Here is a 19,241-nt window from a genome sequence, read left to right as displayed (position 1 = left end):
CGCGGTCCGCGCGACGCCCGAACGGCGTACCGCGACGGAGGGCGCTCGCCCGGCTCAGCCGGCGAGCGCCTTCCGGATCCGCTGCACCGACACGGTCTCGGCCGTGCGGAGCTCCTGCGCGAACAGCCCCACGCGGAGCTCCTCGAGCAGCCAGCGCACGCGCACGAGCGCGGGATCGGCCTCCGGGTCGATCGGCACGGTCCCGCCCGCCTTGGTGTACGCCTCAGCGGCCTGCGCGAACTCGGTCATGAGCTGCCGGTCCCGGCCCGGGTTCTCCTGCATGCGGCGCACCCGCACGGTGATCGCCTCGAGGTAGCGGGGCAGGTGCCGGAGCCTCCCGAGCCCCGTCGCCTGGATGAATCCGGCCGGGGTGAGCGCCTCGAGCTGCGCCCTGGCGTCGGCGAGCGCCGACATCAGCTGCAGGCTGGACGCCTTCGAGATCGCGCGATCCGCTTCCCGCGAGGCCTTCAGGATCTTCGCGACGAGGGCGGCGGTCTCGAACATGCGCTCGACCACGACCGCGCCGATCGCGGCGAGCGCTTCGTCGAACTCCGCGCGGCTCGCGAGCAGGCCGTCGGGATGCCGTCGCCGCAGCTCCTCGTCGACGACCGCCGCGAGGCAGTCTTCGAGGAGCGCGCGCGGCCCCTGGTAGGCGCTCTGCCCGAGGGAGAGCTTCTCCTCGTTGGAGAGGTGCTCCTGCACGTAGGCCGACGGCGAGGGGGTCTGCAGCATCAGGAGCCGGCGGATGCCCCGGCGCGACGCCCGGTCGCGCTCCTCCGCGGTGGGGACGAGCACGAGGGCGACGCTCTCGCCCTCGTCGACGATCGCCGGGTACGCGCGGATCGTGTTGCCGCCCTGTCGGGTGTCGACGTGCGCGGGCAGCGCGTCCCACGCCCAGCGGGTGAGCCCGCGCTCGGGCTTCGGGCCCTCGTGCGCGGCGACCGCGACGGCGGCGGGCCCGGGGCGTTCGCCGCCTGCCGGTCCCCGGCTCGATCGATCGGCGGCGTTCCGGCCGTCGCCCGTGAACGTCGCGGCGACGGCGCGCCCGGCCCGCTCGGCCAGCCGCGACTGCAGCTCGGCGAGCTCCTTCGCCTCGCCGAGTGCGCGCCCGCGTTCGTCGACCGCGCGGTAGGTGACCCGGAGGTGCGGCGGGATGCGGTCGAGCTCGAAGTCCTCGGCCGACACCGGCGCGTAGGTGAGTCGTTTGATGGTCTGCGCAACGATCTCGGCGAACGGCGGGCGTGCCTCGCCGCCCTCCGGGCCGCCCGGCAGCTCGGCGGCGATCTTCGCCGCCCACTCGGCGGCGGGGACGACCTGGCGGCGCAGCACCTTGGGCAGGGTGCGGAGCATCGCGGTGATGAGCTCGTCGCGGAGGCCGGGCACCTGCCAGTCGAAGCCGCTCGGCTCGAGCCGGGGCAGCAGCACCAGCGGCACGAGCACGGTGACGCCGTCGTCGGGGGCGCCGGGCTCGAAGCGGTAGGCGAGCCGCAGCCGCTGATCGCCCTGCACCCAGCCGTCGGGGAAGCCGTCGGCCGCCGCATCCGCCTCGTCCTCGCCGAGGAGGTCGGCACGCGTCATCGTGAGCAGCTCGGGGTGCTCGCGGTGCTCGCCGCGCCACCAGCGCTCGAAGCTGCGCACGTCGACGACGCCGGCGGGCACGCGCGCCTCGTAGAACGCGACCGCGGCTTCGTCGCCGAGCAGCAGGTCGCGGCGGCGGGTGCGCTCCTCGACCTCGCCGAGCTCGCGGCGGAGCTCCCGGTTCGCCCGGATGAAGCGGTACACGCGCCGGTCGAGCCGGTTCCAGTCCCACTCCTCGAGCACGAGGGCGTGGCGGATGAAGAGCTCGCGGGCGAGCTCGGCGTCGGCGCGGGCGAGCTGCATGCGCCGCTTCGGCACGATGGCGAGTCCGTAGAGCGTGACCTTCTCGTCGGCGACGGCCGCGCCCTGGCGGCGTTCCCAGCGCGGCTCGGAGAAGCTTCGCTTCGCGAGCGGGCCGGCGAGCTGCTCGGCCCACGCCGGGTCGATCGCCGCGTTGGTGCGGGCGAACAGTCGGCTCGTCTCGACGAGTTCGGCGCTCATCACGGCGGCGGGCGGCTTCTTGGCGAGCGCGGAGCCGGGGAAGATCGCGAAGCGCGCGCCCCGGGCGCCGAGGAACTCGGCCTGCTGGCGCCGCCCCTTGCGCTCCGCCTCGCGCGCCTGGCCGGCGCCGCCCCGGCCGGAGGAGGTCTTCGCGTCGTCGCGCAGGCCGAGCTGGGAGAGCAGCCCCGCGAGGAGCGAGCGGTGGATGCCGTCGGCGTTCGCCCCCGCCTCGGCCGCGGTGGCACCCGCCGGGCCGGCCGCGATCTCGAGGCCGAGCGGCTTCGCGAGCCGGACGAGCTGACGATAGAGGTCCTGCCACTCGCGCACCCGCAGCGAATTCAGGAACTCGGCCTTGCAGCGGCGTCGGAACGCGCTGCCGGAGAGCTCGCGCTGCTGCTGCTCGAGGTGGTTCCAGAGGTTCAGCAGGGTGAGGAAGTCGCTCGTCGGGTCCGCGAAGCGGGCGTGCGCCTGGTTCGCTTCCTCGCGCCGGTCGAGTGGGCGCTCGCGGGGGTCCTGGATCGTGAGGCCCGCGACGATCGCGAGCACCTCGCGGGAGACGCCGTGCGCCTTCGACTCCAGCACCATGCGCGCGTAGCGCGGTTCGATCGGCAGCCGGGAGAGCTGGCGCCCGATCCGGGTGAGTCGCGGGCCGCGCGGGTCGTCGCGGCCGCCGGGCTCGAGCGCGCCGAGCTCCGCGAGCAGGTCGAGGCCGTCGCGCACGCCGCGGGTGTCGGGCGGGGTGAGGAAGGGGAAGTCCTCGATCGGGCCGAGCCGGAGGGCGGCCATCTGCAGGATGACGGCGGCGAGGTTCGTGCGCAGGATCTCGGGGTCGGTGAACTCGGGGCGGCGCTCGAAGTCGTCCTCGCCGTAGAGGCGGATGGCGATGCCGTCGCTCGTGCGGCCGGAGCGGCCCGAGCGCTGGTTGGCCGAGGCCTGGGAGATCGGCTCGATCGGCAGTCGCTGCACCTTGGAGCGCGCGGAGTAGCGGCTGATCCGCGCCGTGCCGGCGTCGACGACGTAGCGGATGCCGGGCACGGTGAGGCTCGTCTCGGCGACGTTGGTGGCGAGCACCACCCGGCGGCGCAGCCCGGCGACCGCCGAGGGCTCGAAGACCCGGTGCTGCTCCGCGGAGGAGAGCCGGCCGTAGAGGGGGAGCACCTCGGTCGCCCCGCCGCGTCCGCCGCGGCGCTCGGCGTGCGCGCGCACCGCCTGCTCGGCGTCGCGGATCTCGCTCTCGCCGGAGAGGAAGACCAGCACGTCGCCCGACGACTCGCGGTCCAACTCGTCGAGGGCGTCGAGGATGCCCTGCTGCACGTCGCGGTCGTCGGCCGCGGCTCCCTCGTCGTCGTCGCCGGCCGCGTCGCCGACGAGCGGCCGGTACCGGATCTCGACCGGGTAGGTGCGACCGGACACCTCGATCACCGGGGCGGGGGTGCCGTCGGCGTCGGCGAAGTGCTTCGCGAAGCTCTCCGGGTCGATGGTCGCGCTCGTGACGATGAGCTTGAGGTCGGGGCGGCGGGGGAGCAGCTGCTTCAGGTAGCCGAGCAGGAAGTCGATGTTCAGGCTGCGCTCGTGCGCCTCGTCGATGATGATCGTGTCGTAGCGGCGGAGCTCGCGGTCGCGGTGGATCTCGTTCAGCAGGATGCCGTCGGTCATCACCTTCACGCGGGTCGACTCGCTCGCCCGGTCGGTGAAGCGCACCTGGTAGCCGACGAGGCCGCCGAGCTCGGTGCCGGTCTCCTCGGCGATGCGCTCGGCGATCGTGCGGGCGGCGATGCGGCGGGGCTGCGTGTGCGCGATCTGCTCGCGGCCGAGCTCGAGGCAGAGCTTCGGCAGCTGCGTCGTCTTGCCCGATCCGGTGGCTCCCGCGACGATCACGACCTGGTGCTCGCGCAGGGCGCGCGCGATCTCCTCCCGCTGCGCCGAGACGGGGAGCTCGGGCGGGTAGGTGATGGGCGGCACCGGGGCGAGTCGAGACATGAGCCCTCCATCGTATGACGCGGGGCGCGGCCGACGGGGCGATCCGCGGGCCGCCGCGCCCGTCCGCGGGCGGTGATCGCGAGCAGCGAACGCCCCTCCCGGGTGTCGGCGGCGCGTGATGGGATGGAGGCATGACGCAGGTTCCCGTGGTGCAGCTCAACGACGGCCGTTCGATCCCGCAGCTGGGGTTCGGGGTGTTCAAGGTCGATCCGGTCGAGACCGAGCGCATCGTGAGCGATGCGCTCGAGGTGGGCTATCGCCACCTCGATACCGCGCGCATCTACGACAACGAGGCGGGGGTCGGGCGGGCCATCGCGGCATCGGGCGTCCCGCGCGACGAGCTCTTCATCACGACGAAGCTCTGGAACGACGATCAGGGCACGCAGTCCGTGTTCGACGCGTTCGAGGCGAGCCTCGAACGGCTCGGCCTCGACGAGGTCGACCTCTACCTGATCCACTGGCCGTCGCCCGCGCGCGACCGCTACGTCGAGACGTGGAAGGCGTTCGAGCGCATCCGCGAGTCCGGCCGCGCCCGGTCCATCGGCGTCTCGAACTTCCTCGTGCCCCACCTCGAGCGGCTGCTCTCCGAGACGAGCGTGGTGCCCGCCGTCGACCAGATCGAGCTGCACCCGGCGCATCAGCAGCCGGCGACCGCGGCGTTCGCCCGCGAACACGGCATCGCCATCGAGGCGTGGGGCCCGCTCGGGCAGGGCAAGTACCCGCTGCTCGAACTCCCCGAGGTGACGGGCGCCGCATCGGCGCACGGCAAGACCCCGGCGCAGGTCGTCATCCGCTGGCACCTGCAGCGCGGCAACATCGTCTTCCCCAAGTCGAACCGGCGCGAGCGCATGGCCGAGAACTTCGATGTCTTCGACTTCGTGCTCGACGAGGCCGAGATGCAGGCGATCACCGCGCTCGAGCGCGAGGGGCGCGTGAGCGCGCACCCCGACGAGGTCGAGTAGCCCACGCACGCATCCCGGCTCATCGAGAGGCCCGTTCCATCCGCGAGGAGGGGCGGGCCTTTCGCCGTCTCGGGCGAAAGTGGCGGAAATCCGGGCGACACGCCCGGGATGCAGGCTCGATTTTGCTGCGGCGGCCGGAGCCGCGTAAGTTATTCCATGTCGCCACGGCGGCCGGAAAACGCGAGAAGCGAACGGGCCCCGAACGGCGAAGATCTTAGCCAAATAACCTCGAAGGCGCAGCATTGCGACTCGGTGATTTCAAGCCTAAGATGAAACCTCCTCCTTTGTGAATCTCGATCCAGATCTGTCTGGCTCGAATCGCTCGGTCTCGACCGGCTCGCAGAGGTGGTACGGTAGACAGGTTGCCCTGATTGAAGGTCTGATTGACCGGAGTTCAGGTGCGTCCGTTTCTTGAGAACTCAACAGCGTGCACTATGTTCAATGCCAATTTATTGAACCCCAGCCTGCTTTTTGGAGTGGGTATGGATTCCTTTGATTGATGGACAATTTGATTTTGATTAGTCAGTTGTTTCTCTGTCAGTGAACAAACTCTGGTTGGCCTCCTTTGGGGGTTGGCCGAATCATTTTTTTTGGAGAGTTTGATCCTGGCTCAGGACGAACGCTGGCGGCGTGCTTAACACATGCAAGTCGAACGATGAACTTGGAGCTTGCTCTGGGGGATTAGTGGCGAACGGGTGAGTAACACGTGAGTAACCTGCCCTGGACTCTGGGATAACTTCGAGAAATCGGAGCTAATACCGGATAGGACCTTGCACCGCATGGTGTGGGGTGGAAAGTTTTTCGGTTTGGGATGGACTCGCGGCCTATCAGCTTGTTGGTGAGGTAATGGCTCACCAAGGCGTCGACGGGTAGCCGGCCTGAGAGGGTGACCGGCCACACTGGGACTGAGACACGGCCCAGACTCCTACGGGAGGCAGCAGTGGGGAATATTGCACAATGGGCGCAAGCCTGATGCAGCAACGCCGCGTGCGGGATGACGGCCTTCGGGTTGTAAACCGCTTTTAGTAGGGAAGAAGCCTTCGGGTGACGGTACCTGCAGAAAAAGGACCGGCTAACTACGTGCCAGCAGCCGCGGTAATACGTAGGGTCCGAGCGTTGTCCGGAATTATTGGGCGTAAAGAGCTCGTAGGCGGTTTGTCGCGTCTGCTGTGAAAACTAGAGGCTCAACCTCTAGCCTGCAGTGGGTACGGGCAGACTTGAGTGGTGTAGGGGAGACTGGAATTCCTGGTGTAGCGGTGGAATGCGCAGATATCAGGAGGAACACCGATGGCGAAGGCAGGTCTCTGGGCACTTACTGACGCTGAGGAGCGAAAGCGTGGGGAGCGAACAGGATTAGATACCCTGGTAGTCCACGCCGTAAACGTTGGGCGCTAGATGTGGGGACCTTTCCACGGTTTCCGTGTCGTAGCTAACGCATTAAGCGCCCCGCCTGGGGAGTACGGCCGCAAGGCTAAAACTCAAAGGAATTGACGGGGGCCCGCACAAGCGGCGGAGCATGCGGATTAATTCGATGCAACGCGAAGAACCTTACCAAGGCTTGACATACACGAGAACGGGCCAGAAATGGTCAACTCTTTGGACACTCGTGAACAGGTGGTGCATGGTTGTCGTCAGCTCGTGTCGTGAGATGTTGGGTTAAGTCCCGCAACGAGCGCAACCCTCGTCGCATGTTGCCAGCACGTTATGGTGGGGACTCATGTGAGACTGCCGGGGTCAACTCGGAGGAAGGTGGGGATGACGTCAAATCATCATGCCCCTTATGTCTTGGGCTTCACGCATGCTACAATGGCCGGTACAAAGGGCTGCGATGTCGTAAGACGGAGCGAATCCCAAAAAGCCGGTCTCAGTTCGGATTGAGGTCTGCAACTCGACCTCATGAAGTCGGAGTCGCTAGTAATCGCAGATCAGCAACGCTGCGGTGAATACGTTCCCGGGCCTTGTACACACCGCCCGTCAAGTCATGAAAGTCGGTAACACCCGAAGCCGGTGGCCTAACCCTTGTGGAGGGAGCCGTCGAAGGTGGGATCGGTGATTAGGACTAAGTCGTAACAAGGTAGCCGTACCGGAAGGTGCGGCTGGATCACCTCCTTTCTAAGGAGCAACTCGGAGGCTTTCGGGCTTTCGCAGTGCGCCAGATCAAGACGAACGTTCTTGCTGGTTGCTCATGGGTGGAACATTGACATAGGCATCCAGGCCAAGGGTTCTGGTTTAGTACGCCCTCTTTCGGGATGGTTGGAACGATCGGGGTCGGCGGGTTGGGTGCGTGCACGCTGTTGGGTCCTGAGGGACCGGGCGCAACTTCTTGGCTTTGGCTGGGGGGTGGCTGGTTTCTTGCAGGCCTCTGCCGATGCTCACTGTGGTGGGCGGGTGTGGGGGTGCTGTTCGTCTGTTGAGAACTACATAGTGGACGCGAGCATCTTAGACTGACCCGTTTTGGGTCGGTCACATAGGTGAGTCGTCGAATGGTGCCCTTTCGGGGGTGCGTGTTTCGGCGTATTCACTGGTCAATTTCGCAGCATCCTTTGGGGTGTTGCACGAATTCGATCGAACTCATGTGATTTCAAGTTTCTAAGAGCAAACGGTGGATGCCTTGGCATCTGGAGCCGAAGAAGGACGTCGTAATCTGCGATAAGCCTCGGGGAGCTGATAAACGAGCTGTGATCCGAGGATTTCCGAATGGGGAAACCCCGCCAGGCCCTTTGGGTGACCTGGTGACTCCCGCCTGAATATATAGGGCGGGTAGAGGGAACGTGGGGAAGTGAAACATCTCAGTACCCACAGGAAGAGAAAACAACCGTGATTCCGTGAGTAGTGGCGAGCGAAAGCGGATGAGGCTAAACCGGTCATGTGTGATACCCGGCAGGGGTTGCATGGTCGGGGTTGTGGGACCTTTCGGGCTGTTCTGCCGGACAGCCACGGTGACGCGTATGCGATAGACGAACCGGATTGAAAGCCGGACCGGAGTGGGTGTGAGTCCCGTAGTCGAAATCGTGTGCGGCCCGGAGAGGGATCCCAAGTAGCACGGGGCCCGAGAAATCCCGTGTGAATCTGCCAGGACCACCTGGTAAGCCTAAATACTCCCAGATGACCGATAGCGGACAAGTACCGTGAGGGAAAGGTGAAAAGTACCCCGGGAGGGGAGTGAAATAGTACCTGAAACCGTTTGCTTACAAACCGTCGGAGCTCCCGTGTTGGGGTGACGGCGTGCCTTTTGAAGAATGAGCCTGCGAGTTAGTGATCTGTGGCGAGGTTAACCCGTGTGGGGTAGCCGGAGCGAAAGCGAGTCTGAATAGGGCGATTCAGTCGCAGGTCCTAGACCCGAAGCGAAGTGATCTATCCATGGCCAGGTTGAAGCGACGGTAAGACGTCGTGGAGGACCGAACCCACTTAGGTTGAAAACTGAGGGGATGAGCTGTGGATAGGGGTGAAAGGCCAATCAAACTTCGTGATAGCTGGTTCTCTCCGAAATGCATTTAGGTGCAGCGTTGCGTGTTTCTTGCCGGAGGTAGAGCTACTGGATGGCCGATGGGCCTCAACAGGTTACTGACGTCAGCCAAACTCCGAATGCCGGTAAGTGAGAGCGCAGCAGTGAGACGGTGGGGGATAAGCTTCATCGTCGAGAGGGAAACAACCCAGACCACCGACTAAGGTCCCTAAGCGCGTGCTAAGTGGGAAAGGATGTGGAGTTGCACAGACAACCAGGAGGTTGGCTTAGAAGCAGCCACCCTTGAAAGAGTGCGTAATAGCTCACTGGTCAAGTGATTCCGCGCCGACAATGTAACGGGGCTCAAGCACGCCACCGAAGTCGTGGCATTCATACAATCGATAGGCCTTCGTGGTCCAGTCGTGTGGATGGGTAGGAGAGCGTCGTGTGCCGGGTGAAGCGGCGGTGGAAACCAGCCGTGGACGGTACACGAGTGAGAATGCAGGCATGAGTAGCGAAAGACGGGTGAGAAACCCGTCCTCCGGAAGACCAAGGGTTCCAGGGTCAAGCTAATCTGCCCTGGGTAAGTCGGGACCTAAGGCGAGGCCGACAGGCGTAGTCGATGGACAACGGGTTGATATTCCCGTACCGGCGAAGAACCGCCCACACCAATCCAGTAATGCTAACCATCCGAACTGTCACATCGTTCCCTTCGGGGGACACCGTGGCGGGGAGCATGGGACCCGGTCTGGTGCGGTGAGCGTATTAACAGGTGTGACGCAGGAAGGTAGCCCAACCCGGGCGATGGTTGTCCCGGGGCAAGCGTGTAGGCCGAGTCGTAGGCAAATCCGCGACTCATTACGGCTGAGACGTGATGCGGATAAAAAGTGGGTGATCCTATGCTGCCGAGAAAAGCATCGACGCGAGGTTCTAGCCGCCCGTACCCCAAACCGACTCAGGTGGTCAGGTAGAGAATACCGAGGAGATCGAGAGAATCGTGGTTAAGGAACTCGGCAAAATGCCCCCGTAACTTCGGGAGAAGGGGGGCCGGATCGTTGTAGGCACTTGCTGCCGAAGGCGTGAAGGCCGCAGAGACCAGTGGGAAGCGACTGTTTACTAAAAACACAGGTCCGTGCGAAGACGCAAGTCGATGTATACGGACTGACGCCTGCCCGGTGCTGGAAGGTTAAGCGGAACGGTTAGCTCTTCGGAGCGAAGCTGAGAAGTTAAGCCCCAGTAAACGGCGGTGGTAACTATAACCATCCTAAGGTAGCGAAATTCCTTGTCGGGTAAGTTCCGACCTGCACGAATGGCGTAACGACTTCCCAGCTGTCTCAACCGCGAACTCGGCGAAATTGCAGTACGAGTAAAGATGCTCGTTACGCGCAGAAGGACGGAAAGACCCCGTGACCTTTACTACAGCTTGGTATTGGTGTTCGGTGTGGCTTGTGTAGGATAGGTGGGAGACTTTGAAGCGGGCACGCCAGTGTTCGTGGAGTCATTGTTGAAATACCACTCTGGTCACTCTGGATATCTAACTTCGAACCGTGATCCGGTTCAGGGACAGTGCCTGGTGGGTAGTTTAACTGGGGCGGTTGCCTCCCAAAGAGTAACGGAGGCGCCCAAAGGTTCCCTCAACCTGGTTGGCAATCAGGTGGCGAGTGTAAGTGCACAAGGGAGCTTGACTGCGAGACTGACAGGTCGAGCAGGGACGAAAGTCGGGACTAGTGATCCGGCAGTGGCTTGTGGAAGCGCTGTCGCTCAACGGATAAAAGGTACCTCGGGGATAACAGGCTGATCTTGCCCAAGAGTCCATATCGACGGCATGGTTTGGCACCTCGATGTCGGCTCGTCGCATCCTGGGGCTGGAGTAGGTCCCAAGGGTTGGGCTGTTCGCCCATTAAAGCGGTACGCGAGCTGGGTTTAGAACGTCGTGAGACAGTTCGGTCCCTATCCTCTGCGCGCGCAGGAAATTTGAGAGGATCTGACCCTAGTACGAGAGGACCGGGTTGGACGAACCTCTGGTGTGCCAGTTGTTCCGCCAGGAGCACCGCTGGTTAGCTACGTTCGGGATGGATAACCGCTGAAAGCATCTAAGCGGGAAGCCGGCCTCAAGATGAGATTTCCATCCCCTTCGGGGGGAGAGGCGCCCAGCCAGACGACTGGGTTGATAGGCCAGATGTGGAAGCACCGCAAGGTGTGCAGCTGACTGGTACTAATACGCCGATAACTTGATAATCACTATCTACATCAACGTTTGCAAAAGGCACGATGTAGAGCCCGATGACTCGCGTCCACTGTGTGGTTCCCAACAGACGAACCAACCAACAAATTGAACAGAGCAACGCTCGAACGATTTCCCCACCAACCCGCGCCAGACGCACGGTTGGTGTCGGGGCAAGAGTTACGGCGGCCATAGCGTCAGGGAAACGCCCGGACACATTCCGAACCCGGAAGCTAAGACTGACAGCGCCGATGGTACTGCAGGGGGGACCCTGTGGGAGAGTAGGACACCGCCGGACACCCATTCACGAAAGGCCACCCCGAACCCCGGGGTGGCCTTTCGGCATTTAAGCTGACTGCATGGCGAACCGACTGCAGGGCGCCGTGAGCCCCTATCTCCGTGCGCACGCCGAGAACCCGGTCGACTGGTACCCGTGGGGGCCGGAGGCCTTCGCCGCGGCACGTGAACGCGACGTGCCGGTGCTCGTCTCGATCGGCTACGCCACGTGCCACTGGTGCCATGTCATGGCCAGGCAGAGCTTCTCCGATCCGGTCGTCGCGGCCCAGCTAAACCGCGACTTCGTCGCCGTCAAGGTCGATCGCGAGGAGCATCCGGGCGTCGACGGCAGCTATCTCGCCGCGGCATCCGCCTTCACGCGGGAGCTCGGCTGGCCGTTGACCGTCTTCACGACGCCCGAGGGCCGCACCTTCTACGCGGGCACCTACTTCCCCCCGAAGTCGGTGGGTGCCACGCCCGCGTTCAGCGAGGTGCTCGCCGCCGTCGCGGAGGCCTGGCGCAGCCGACGTGGCGAGCTCCTCGCGATGGGCGACGAGGTGGCCAAGGCGCTCGCCGGCGCCGCGTCCGCCACGGCCGGCGGCGCGCTGCCGTCGGATGCCGAACTGCACGCCGCGGCCCGCTCGCTCGCTGCGGACGAGGACCGGGAGTACGGCGGATTCGGTCCGGCGCCGAAGTTCCCGGTGCCGACGGTGCTCGGCTTCCTCGGCGAACTGCCCGGCGAAGCGCGGGCGCTCTCCGACCGGACGCTGCAGCGCATGGCGGCGTCCCCGCTGTTCGACCCGGTCGACGGCGGCTTCTTCCGCTACGCGACGAAGCGGGACTGGAGCGAGCCGCACTACGAGCGCATGCTGCCCGACAATGCGCAGCTGCTCGGCCTCGCCGTCGCCGCCACCCGCCAGCCCGATGCGCTCGGCTGGGCGGCGCCCCTCGCGAGCGACCTGGCGCGCTTCCTGACAACCACGATGGCGCTGCCCGGCGGTGGCTTCGCGAGTGCGCAGGACTCCGAGAGCGTGCTCGACGGGCGGCGGAACGAGGGCGGCTACTACCGGCTCGACGCCGAGGCGCGCGCCGCGGTCAGCCCGCCCGCGCTCGACGCGAAGTTGTTGAGCGGCTGGAACGGGCTCACGATCGGCGCGCTCTCGGCGTTCGCGGAGCGCGGTCTCGAGGAGTCCGCCGCGGCGGCCGCGCTCGCAGCCGCCCGCACCGCGGCGGCGGTCGTCCTCGAGCGGCACCTCGTCGACGGGATGCTGCGTCGGGCCTCCCTCGACGGCGTGGTCTCGGAGGCGCCGGCGACGCTCGAGGACGTCGGCATGCTCGCCGGCGGGCTGATCCGGCTCGCACTCGCCTCGGGCGAGGCGGGCTGGGCGAGCCGCGCGCGCGAGCTCATCGATCGGGCGCTGCACGACGCCGAGCCGCACGACGCCGAGACCGGCGGCGAGGCGGCACGAGGCATCCCGTTCGCACCGCCGGTGCTGGATCCCACGCTCGACGCGCTCGGCCTCGCACTGCCCGACGACCCCGCAGAAGGTGCGGCCCCGTCCGGACTGACGAGCTGCGCCGACGCGGCGCTGCTGCTCGCGCAGCTCGGCGCCGGCGAGCACTACCGCGAGGCGGCGGAACGGGCGATGGCCTCGGTCGCGGGCATCGCGCCCGGCCGGCCGATCGCCTTCGGCGGGGCGCTCGCCGTAATGGCCCGCCTGCGCGCGGCCGAGGTGCAGCTCGTCGTGGTGGCGCCGGCCGACGAGGCATCCGAGGCCCTCATCGAGGAGGCCAGGCGGCAGCCCGCCGCGATCCGCGCGGTGGTGACGCCCGGGCAGGCGCAGGAGTTCGCCGCGGCCGGCTTCGAGCTCTTCGCAGCGCGGGAGGCGCTCGACGGGCGCGCCACGGCGTACCGCTGCGAGCACTTCGTCTGCGCGCTGCCCGTGCACGAGCCCGGCGCGCTGGCCGCGCTCGTGAGCCCTACGATTGAGGAATGAATCGCCAGTCGGCCGTCTGGGTCGCCGCCGTCGCCGACGTGCTGCTCGTCGCGCTCTTCGTCGTCATCGGCCGGCGCAGCCATGCGGAGGGACTCGATCTCGCCGGGCTCTGGCAGACGGCGTGGCCGTTCCTCGCGGCGCTCGTCCTGGGCTGGCTCGTCTCCCTCGCGTGGCGGCGACCGCTCGCGCTCTGGCCGAGCGGTGTCGTCATCTGGGCGGTGACGCTCGTCGGGGGCATGCTGCTGCGCGCCGCGAGCGGGCAGGGCACGCAGCTGCCCTTCGTCCTCGTGGCGGCCGGCACGCTCGCGCTCTTCCTCCTCGGCTGGCGCGCGCTCGTCGCGCTCGTCGCCCGGCTCCGCTCACGGCGGACCGCCTCGTGACCGCCGCACCGCCGCGCGCATGAACCCCATCGAGTGGCTGTTCGACGCCCAGCTGGTCATCGGCGACCAGGTGATCCTCTGGCGCGAGATCGTCGGCAACCTCTTCGGGCTCGCGAGCGCGCTCGGCGGCATGCGGCGCAAGGTGTGGGCGTGGCCCGTCGGCATCATCGGCAACGCGCTGCTCTTCACCGTCTTCCTCGGAGCGGTGTTCCACACCCCCAACCCGGTGAACCTGCTCGGGCAGGCCGGCCGCCAGGTCATGTTCATCGCCGTGTCGATCTACGGCTGGGTGCGCTGGTCGCAGCACCGGAGATCCGCGATCGCCGCGGTGGAGCCCCGCTGGGCCGGATGGCGCGTCCGCATCCTGCTGGTCGTCGGCCTCCTCGGCGGCACGCTGGTGCTGACGCCCATCTTCCGCGCGCTCGGCTCCTTCGAGCCCGTCTGGGCCGACGCCTGGATCTTCGTCGGCTCCCTGCTCGCGACCTGGGGGATGGCGCGCGGCTGGACCGAGTTCTGGCTGATCTGGGTCGCGGTCGACGCCGTCGGCGTGCCGCTGCTCGTGAGCGCCGGCTACTACGCCTCGGCGCTGCTGTACCTGTTCTACGGCGCGTTCACGATCGTGGGCTTCTTCACCTGGATGGCGGTGCAGCGCCGGGCGAAGCTCGCCGCGGCCTGAACCGAGGGAGCGCTACCAGGCGCTCGGCACCCGGTCGAGCATCGACCAAGCGGCCTGGCTCAGCTCGGGGTGCTCGAGCGCGATGCCGCGGAGCAGCTCGAACTCGAAGCGCTCGACGTCGCCCGGACGGGCGGTCGGGTGGTAGGCGCGGGCGCGCTGCGCGGCCCAGCCGCCGTCGTGCAGCCGGTCCTCGCGGAGCGTGGCCACGACCTGCTCGTCGACCGACGGCAGATCGGGCAGGAACACCCAGGGGTCCTCGCCCAGCCGGCAGCGCAGCTCGATGAGCGCGGCGAGCTCGTCGCGCGCGTCCTGACGCAGGCGATCGAGCGGTGTCGGCTCGGTCATGGCGACCCTCCCCTCGCGGTGTCGATGTAGCAAGGGTACGCCGCCCGTGTGACGGCGCGGTTACAGGAGGACGCACGAGGTGGCCGTTGGGTTTCGGGGGTGTGACGGCGCGGTGCTGGGTTCGGCACACGAAGACCCCGGCTGCGCCTGCTTGAATGGATCGCGCGCGACCGCGCGGGACCAGGAGGCCAGGATGCCGGAAGCGAACGAGCCCGAGCCCGCGGCGCGGGTCGGCGACGGCCGGGCGGCGGACTTCGTACGACGCTTCGGCGAGGCGCCCGACGCCGAGACCCTGGCGCTCGTCGCAGCGCTCCGGGCGGACCTCGACGCCGCCGGCTTCCGGGTCGCCCGGATCGAGGAGCTCTGGGAGCGCACCGCGGTCGACGGGCGCAGCCACCCGGGCCGCTCGCTGCAGCGGGGCCACCGGGCGCCCGCCCTGCTCGCGCTCGACCACGTGCTGGCCCGGCTCGACCCATCCGCCGACGGTGAAGCGAGCGGCGAGGCCGAGCGCATCCGGGCGCTCGCGGCGCTCGTCCGGCTCTTCGTGCTCGGGGCGGCCGCGGAGCCCGCCGCCCTCGACCACGCCCTCCCGACGCTCGGCAGCGACGGCGCCGAACGGCTCGGCCTCGTCGGACGCACCGCCGCCGGCTCCGTGCGCGCCCTCGTCGACCTGCGTCCCTACGGCTTCGCCGATGACGCCGGCGAGGGGGAGTGGTGGCTCGCCTCCGATCTCGGCGAGCTGGCCCTCGTCGGCGAAGCGGCGTCCGGGCCGGGCCTCGGCACCGGCCCCGCGCTCGCCGAGGACCACGTGCTCGGCATCGGCGGGGCGACGACGACGCTCAGCGGACTGCTGCTGCAGCGGCCCGCCCGCACCGCGCTCGACCTCGGCACCGGCAGCGGCATCCAGGCCCTGCACGCAGCCCGGTTCAGCGAGCGGGTCGTCGCGACCGACGTGTCCGCGCGGGCGCTCGCGTTCGCCCGGTTCGCCGCCGCGCTGAACGAGGTCTCCGGGGTCGAGTTCCGCCTCGGCAGCCTCTACGAGCCCGTCGCCGGCGAACGCTTCGACCGCATCGTGTCGAACCCGCCGTTCGTCATCACCCCGCGCCGCCCGGGCGTGCCGAGCTACGAGTACCGCGACGGCGGGCTCGCCGGGGACGAGCTCGTCGAGGCCGTGATCCGCGGCGCCGCCGCGCACCTGGAGCCCGCCGGGATCGCCCAGCTGCTCGCGAACTGGGAGTACCGCGTCACCGCCGACCCCGAGACCGGTGAGGGCATCGCCGACGGGCTCGAGCGCGTCGCCGCCTGGCTCGACGGCACCGGGCTCGAGTACTGGCTCGTCGAGCGCGAGCGCCAGGACCCGAGCGAGTACGCGGAGACCTGGATCCGCGACGGCGGCACCCGCCCGGGCACCGCGGAGTTCGAGCGGCTGCACGCCGCGTGGCTCGAGGACTTCGCCGAGCGCGGGGTCGAGTCGGTCGGCTTCGGCTACGTGCTGCTGCGCCGCCCCGCGGGCGAGGCTCCCGCCCGACTCGCCCGCGCCGAACGCCTGCACGGGCCGCTCGGCGCGGAGTCGGGCGGTCTCGGCGCGCACCTCGAGCGCGCGCTCGCCGCGATCGACGCGCTCGCGCCGCTCGACGATGAGGCGCTGCGAGGCATCCGCCTGGAGGTCGCGCCCGATGTCACCGAAGAGCGCCACCACTGGCCGGGTGCCGAGCAGCCGACCGTCATCCTGCTGCGCCAGGGCGGCGGTTTCGGTCGGGTCGTCGACGCCGGCACCGCGCTCGCCGCCTTCGTCGGCGCCGCCGACGGGGAGCTGCCCGCGGGCGTGCTCTCCGACGCGATCGCGCAGTTGCTCGAGGCGGACGGCGCGGAGCTCTGGGCCGAGCTCGCCCCGACGCTCCGCGAGCTCGTCGCGGGCGGGCTGCTGCGACCGGCAGACCCAGCCCGACCGGGCGGCGCTCCCGCCTGACCGGCGCCCCGCCCACCGCCGCCGTCCAGCCCGACGGCGGTATCCTCGACCTCGCACACGAAAGCGAGCCCATGCCCGAGAGTCCACTGTCCGCGTCGCCGTACGAGCTGCTCGGCGTCCCGGTCGACGCCGACGACGCCGCCCTGCGCGTCGCCTACCGCCGCGCCCTGCGCGAGTCGCACCCCGACACCGGGGGCGACGCCGCCCGCTTCCACGCGGTGCAGGTGGCCTGGACCCTCGTCGGCACGCCGGAGGCCCGCGCACGCTTCGATCGCGGCGCCGGCACGAGCGCGCCGACCCGGGAGAGCTGGGCGCCCGCGGCCCCCCGGCCACGGCGCGACTCGCGGCCGCAGGCGCGCTCCCACGGGCATCCCGGCGGCTACGACCGCGAACGCTACCTCGCCCTCATCCGCGAGTGGGTCGGCCGCGGCCAGGAGCTCGCCGATCCCTACGACCCCGCGCTCGTGCGGGCCGCGCCCCGAGACATCCGGCACGTGCTCGCCGACGCGCTCGCCGAGGAGGCGACCGCGCGATCGCTCGCGACGCTCGGCATCGCGTACACGATCTGGCACGACGTCGCGACGGATGCCGCGGGGCCGGGGCTGCCCCCGAAGCTCGACCATCTCGTGCTCGGCCCGACGGGGCTGTTCGCCGTGCAGTCGGAGGACTGGGGCGGGGAGGTGCGGTTCCGCCGGAACGAGCTCATCGGCGAGGGCCTCGACGGCGAGCGGCCGTTCCGGGCGCTCGCGGCCCGCGCGAAGGCCGTCACGCGGCCCGCCAAGGTCAAGCCGACGGCGCTCCTCGTCGTCGTGCCCGACGAGCACGCCGCCGAGCCGCTCGAGCTCGGCGGCTCGATCCGCGGCGCGGCGACGGCGCTCGTGCGGCGGTCGCGCCTCGTGAGCGCGATCCGCGAGGGGATCCCGGGGTCGCCGAGCCTCGGCGGCACGGACGTGATGGAGGTCCGCTCGCGGCTGCAGGCCGTCATCCGCTTCGCGTAGGGTCGAAGGCATGCCCGCGATCGACGCCCCCGCCTACCTCGACGACTTCGCCGCCTTCGTGCAGGCCTCGCCCTCCTCGTACCACGCCGCGGCCGAGGTGGCCCGCCGGCTCGAGGCGGCCGGCTTCGAACGGCTCGACGAGGCGGATGCCTGGCCCTCGGGCCCCGGGCGCCGGGTCGTGGTCCGCGACGGCGCCGTCATCGCGTGGGTCGAGCCGGCCGGTGCCGCACCGACCGCGCCGGTGCGCATCCTCGGGGCGCACACTGACTCGCCGTCGTTCAAGCTCAAGCCGAGCCCCTCGACGGCCGCGGCGGGCCTGCTCCAGGCGGGCGTCGAGATCTACGGCGGGCCGCTGCTGAACTCCTGGCTCGACCGCGAGCTCGAGCTCGCCGGCCGCCTCGTCACGCGCGACGGCGCCGTGCACCTCGCCCGCACCGGTCCGATGCTGCGCATCCCGCAGCTCGCGATCCACCTCGACCGCGAGCAGAACAAGGCGCTCTCCCTCGACAAGCAGCGCCACGTGCAGCCCGTCTGGGGCGCGGGCGAGGAGGGCGACGTGCTCGCCGAGCTCGCCGCCGACGCGGGGGTGCCGGCGGCCGACGTCGTGGGCTACGACGTGCTGCTCGCCGACACCGCGCCCCCGCAGCGCTTCGGCCGCGACGGCGTGTTCTTCGCCTCCGGCCGCATGGACAATCTCAGCTCCGTCTACGCGGGCCTCGTGGCCCTGCTGGCGGCGCCGTCGGACGCCGGCCACCTGAGCGTCCTCGCCGCCTTCGACCACGAGGAGCTCGGCTCGGAATCGCGCTCGGGCGCGGCCGGCCCGTTCCTGGAAGACGTGCTCGCGCGCATCGGCGACGGCCTCGCCGCGACCGCCGAGGACCGGCGCCGCGCCGCGGCCGACTCCTGGCTGCTCTCCTCAGATGCGGGCCACGGCGTGCACCCGAACCATCCGGAGCGCCACGACCCGGTGAACCGGCCGGTGCTCGGCGGCGGCCCGCTGCTGAAGCTCAACGCCAATCAGCGCTACGCGAGCGATGCGCTCGGCTCCGCCATGTGGGCCGCCGCCTGCGAGCGCGCCGGCGTGCCGACGCAGCCGTTCGTCTCGAACAACACCGTGCCGTGCGGCTCGACGATCGGGCCGATCTCGGCGACCCGGCTCGGCATCCGCACCGTCGACGTCGGCGTGCCGCTGCTGTCGATGCACTCGGCGCGCGAACTGGCCCACGTCGACGACCTCGTCGCGCTCGGTGCGGCGGTCACCGCCTTCTTCGCCGGCTGAGCCGCCGCGCATCTGGCGGGATTTCGCGGCACGTCGGCGGGATCTGACGGGGTCGGCGGGCCTGCATCCTGCGAGGCTCGAGGCATGACCGATGCCGCCACGAGCTCCGCCCTCGCGAGTCCCGCCCTGTTCGCGAACGTCGCGACGCCGGCCGAGGCGGAGCGCCACTTCGCCGCGCGGCTCGCGTACGAGACCGACGTCTCCGACGTCGCCGTCGCGCTCCGTGAGGAGCCCGGCGCCTTCGTGCTCGTGGACACCCGCAGCGAGGCATCGTGGCAGCAGGGGCGAGTGCCCGGCGCCGTGCACCTGCCCACCCGACGGATCGCCGCCGAGGCGGCGGCGCTGCCCGCCGGCATCCCCGTCGTCGTCTACTGCTGGGGGCCAGGCTGCAACGGGGCGCAGCGCGCCGCGCTCGAGTTCGCGCGGCTCGGCCACCCGGTCAAGGAGATGCTCGGCGGCTTCGAGTACTGGGTGCGCGAGGGCTTCGCCTTCGAGACGGACGAGGGCCGGCGCGTGCGGCCCGCCGATCCGCTCACCAACGTCACCGCCGGGCGCGAGCTCGACGGCGACCCGGCCGCCCCGGGCGCGATCGCCTGCGCCTGCTGACGGCCCGACGGGCGGGCGTCCCCCG

General features: G+C 69.1%; 10 protein-coding genes and 3 rRNA genes. 11 read left to right on the top strand and 2 right to left on the bottom strand.

The window, feature by feature from the left end; genetic code table 11:
* Positions 1–54: 54 nt before the first annotated feature.
* Positions 55–4,059, bottom strand: a complete 4,005-nt coding sequence (gene hrpA / locus MTP13_RS18110) for an ATP-dependent RNA helicase HrpA (RefSeq protein ID WP_243569026.1) — start codon at positions 4,057–4,059, stop codon at positions 55–57.
* Between the two features lie 131 nt (positions 4,060–4,190).
* Here hrpA and MTP13_RS18105 point away from each other — a divergent pair, with 131 nt between their 5' ends.
* The 7 genes from MTP13_RS18105 (at position 4,191) to pnuC (ending at position 14,019) form a co-directional block, all read left to right on the top strand.
* Positions 4,191–5,021, top strand: a complete 831-nt coding sequence (locus MTP13_RS18105) for an aldo/keto reductase (RefSeq protein WP_243569025.1) — start codon at positions 4,191–4,193, stop codon at positions 5,019–5,021.
* Positions 5,022–5,608: 587 nt separating this feature from the next.
* A 16S ribosomal RNA gene (locus tag MTP13_RS18100) occupies positions 5,609–7,133 on the top strand.
* 467 nt (positions 7,134–7,600) lie between these two features.
* Positions 7,601–10,705, top strand: a 23S ribosomal RNA gene (locus MTP13_RS18095).
* A gap of 166 nt (positions 10,706–10,871) precedes the next feature.
* A 5S ribosomal RNA gene (rrf, locus tag MTP13_RS18090) occupies positions 10,872–10,988 on the top strand.
* Together the 16S, 23S and 5S rRNA genes form the textbook arrangement of a ribosomal RNA operon.
* Before the next feature lie 61 nt (positions 10,989–11,049).
* A complete protein-coding gene (locus tag MTP13_RS18085; RefSeq protein WP_243569024.1) occupies positions 11,050–12,963 on the top strand; it encodes a thioredoxin domain-containing protein in 1,914 nt (637 codons plus the stop codon).
* Positions 12,960–13,343 carry a DUF3054 domain-containing protein gene (locus MTP13_RS18080; protein WP_243569023.1) on the top strand — a complete coding sequence of 128 codons (384 nt, stop codon included), beginning with the start codon at positions 12,960–12,962 and terminating at the stop codon, positions 13,341–13,343. The genes MTP13_RS18085 and MTP13_RS18080 overlap by 4 nt, the downstream gene beginning before the upstream one ends.
* Positions 13,344–13,362: 19 nt before the next feature.
* Positions 13,363–14,019, top strand: a complete 657-nt coding sequence (gene pnuC / locus MTP13_RS18075; RefSeq protein WP_243569022.1) for a nicotinamide riboside transporter PnuC — start codon at positions 13,363–13,365, stop codon at positions 14,017–14,019.
* A gap of 12 nt (positions 14,020–14,031) precedes the next feature.
* On the opposite strand, the gene MTP13_RS18070 is transcribed toward pnuC, so the two are convergent.
* Entirely contained in the window at positions 14,032–14,364 is a 333-nt protein-coding gene (locus tag MTP13_RS18070) for a hypothetical protein (protein ID WP_243569021.1), read from the bottom strand.
* Positions 14,365–14,557: 193 nt separating this feature from the next.
* Here MTP13_RS18070 and MTP13_RS18065 point away from each other — a divergent pair, with 193 nt between their 5' ends.
* From MTP13_RS18065 to MTP13_RS18050, 4 genes are all read left to right on the top strand, one after another.
* Complete coding sequence (locus MTP13_RS18065; protein ID WP_243569020.1) at positions 14,558–16,333, top strand: methyltransferase; 1,776 nt, start codon at positions 14,558–14,560, stop codon at positions 16,331–16,333.
* A gap of 71 nt (positions 16,334–16,404) precedes the next feature.
* A complete protein-coding gene (locus tag MTP13_RS18060) occupies positions 16,405–17,331 on the top strand; it encodes a DnaJ domain-containing protein (RefSeq protein ID WP_243569019.1) in 927 nt (308 codons plus the stop codon).
* Between the two features lie 10 nt (positions 17,332–17,341).
* Positions 17,342–18,610 carry a M18 family aminopeptidase gene (locus MTP13_RS18055; RefSeq protein ID WP_243569018.1) on the top strand — a complete coding sequence of 423 codons (1,269 nt, stop codon included), beginning with the start codon at positions 17,342–17,344 and terminating at the stop codon, positions 18,608–18,610.
* Positions 18,611–18,694: 84 nt separating this feature from the next.
* Positions 18,695–19,216, top strand: coding sequence for a rhodanese-like domain-containing protein (locus tag MTP13_RS18050; RefSeq protein ID WP_243569017.1), 522 nt, complete (start codon positions 18,695–18,697; stop codon positions 19,214–19,216).
* Positions 19,217–19,241: the final 25 nt, after the last annotated feature.

Source organism: Agromyces soli, from assembly GCF_022811605.1.
Classification (GTDB): Bacteria; Actinomycetota; Actinomycetes; order Actinomycetales; family Microbacteriaceae; genus Agromyces; species Agromyces soli.
Note: the sequence above shows the minus strand (reverse complement) of the source record. Positions and strands in the feature narration are given on the sequence as shown.

Coding starts and splice junctions, on each gene's coding strand:
- MTP13_RS18085 (WP_243569024.1), top strand. CDS start 11,050: ATGGCGAACCGACTGCAGGGCGCCGTGAGCCCCTATCTCCGTGCGCAC.
- MTP13_RS18070 (WP_243569021.1), bottom strand. CDS start 14,364: ATGACCGAGCCGACACCGCTCGATCGCCTGCGTCAGGACGCGCGCGAC.
- MTP13_RS18060 (WP_243569019.1), top strand. CDS start 16,405: ATGCCCGAGAGTCCACTGTCCGCGTCGCCGTACGAGCTGCTCGGCGTC.
- hrpA (WP_243569026.1), bottom strand. CDS start 4,059: ATGTCTCGACTCGCCCCGGTGCCGCCCATCACCTACCCGCCCGAGCTC.
- MTP13_RS18105 (WP_243569025.1), top strand. CDS start 4,191: ATGACGCAGGTTCCCGTGGTGCAGCTCAACGACGGCCGTTCGATCCCG.
- MTP13_RS18065 (WP_243569020.1), top strand. CDS start 14,558: ATGCCGGAAGCGAACGAGCCCGAGCCCGCGGCGCGGGTCGGCGACGGC.
- pnuC (WP_243569022.1), top strand. CDS start 13,363: ATGAACCCCATCGAGTGGCTGTTCGACGCCCAGCTGGTCATCGGCGAC.
- MTP13_RS18055 (WP_243569018.1), top strand. CDS start 17,342: ATGCCCGCGATCGACGCCCCCGCCTACCTCGACGACTTCGCCGCCTTC.
- MTP13_RS18080 (WP_243569023.1), top strand. CDS start 12,960: ATGAATCGCCAGTCGGCCGTCTGGGTCGCCGCCGTCGCCGACGTGCTG.
- MTP13_RS18050 (WP_243569017.1), top strand. CDS start 18,695: ATGACCGATGCCGCCACGAGCTCCGCCCTCGCGAGTCCCGCCCTGTTC.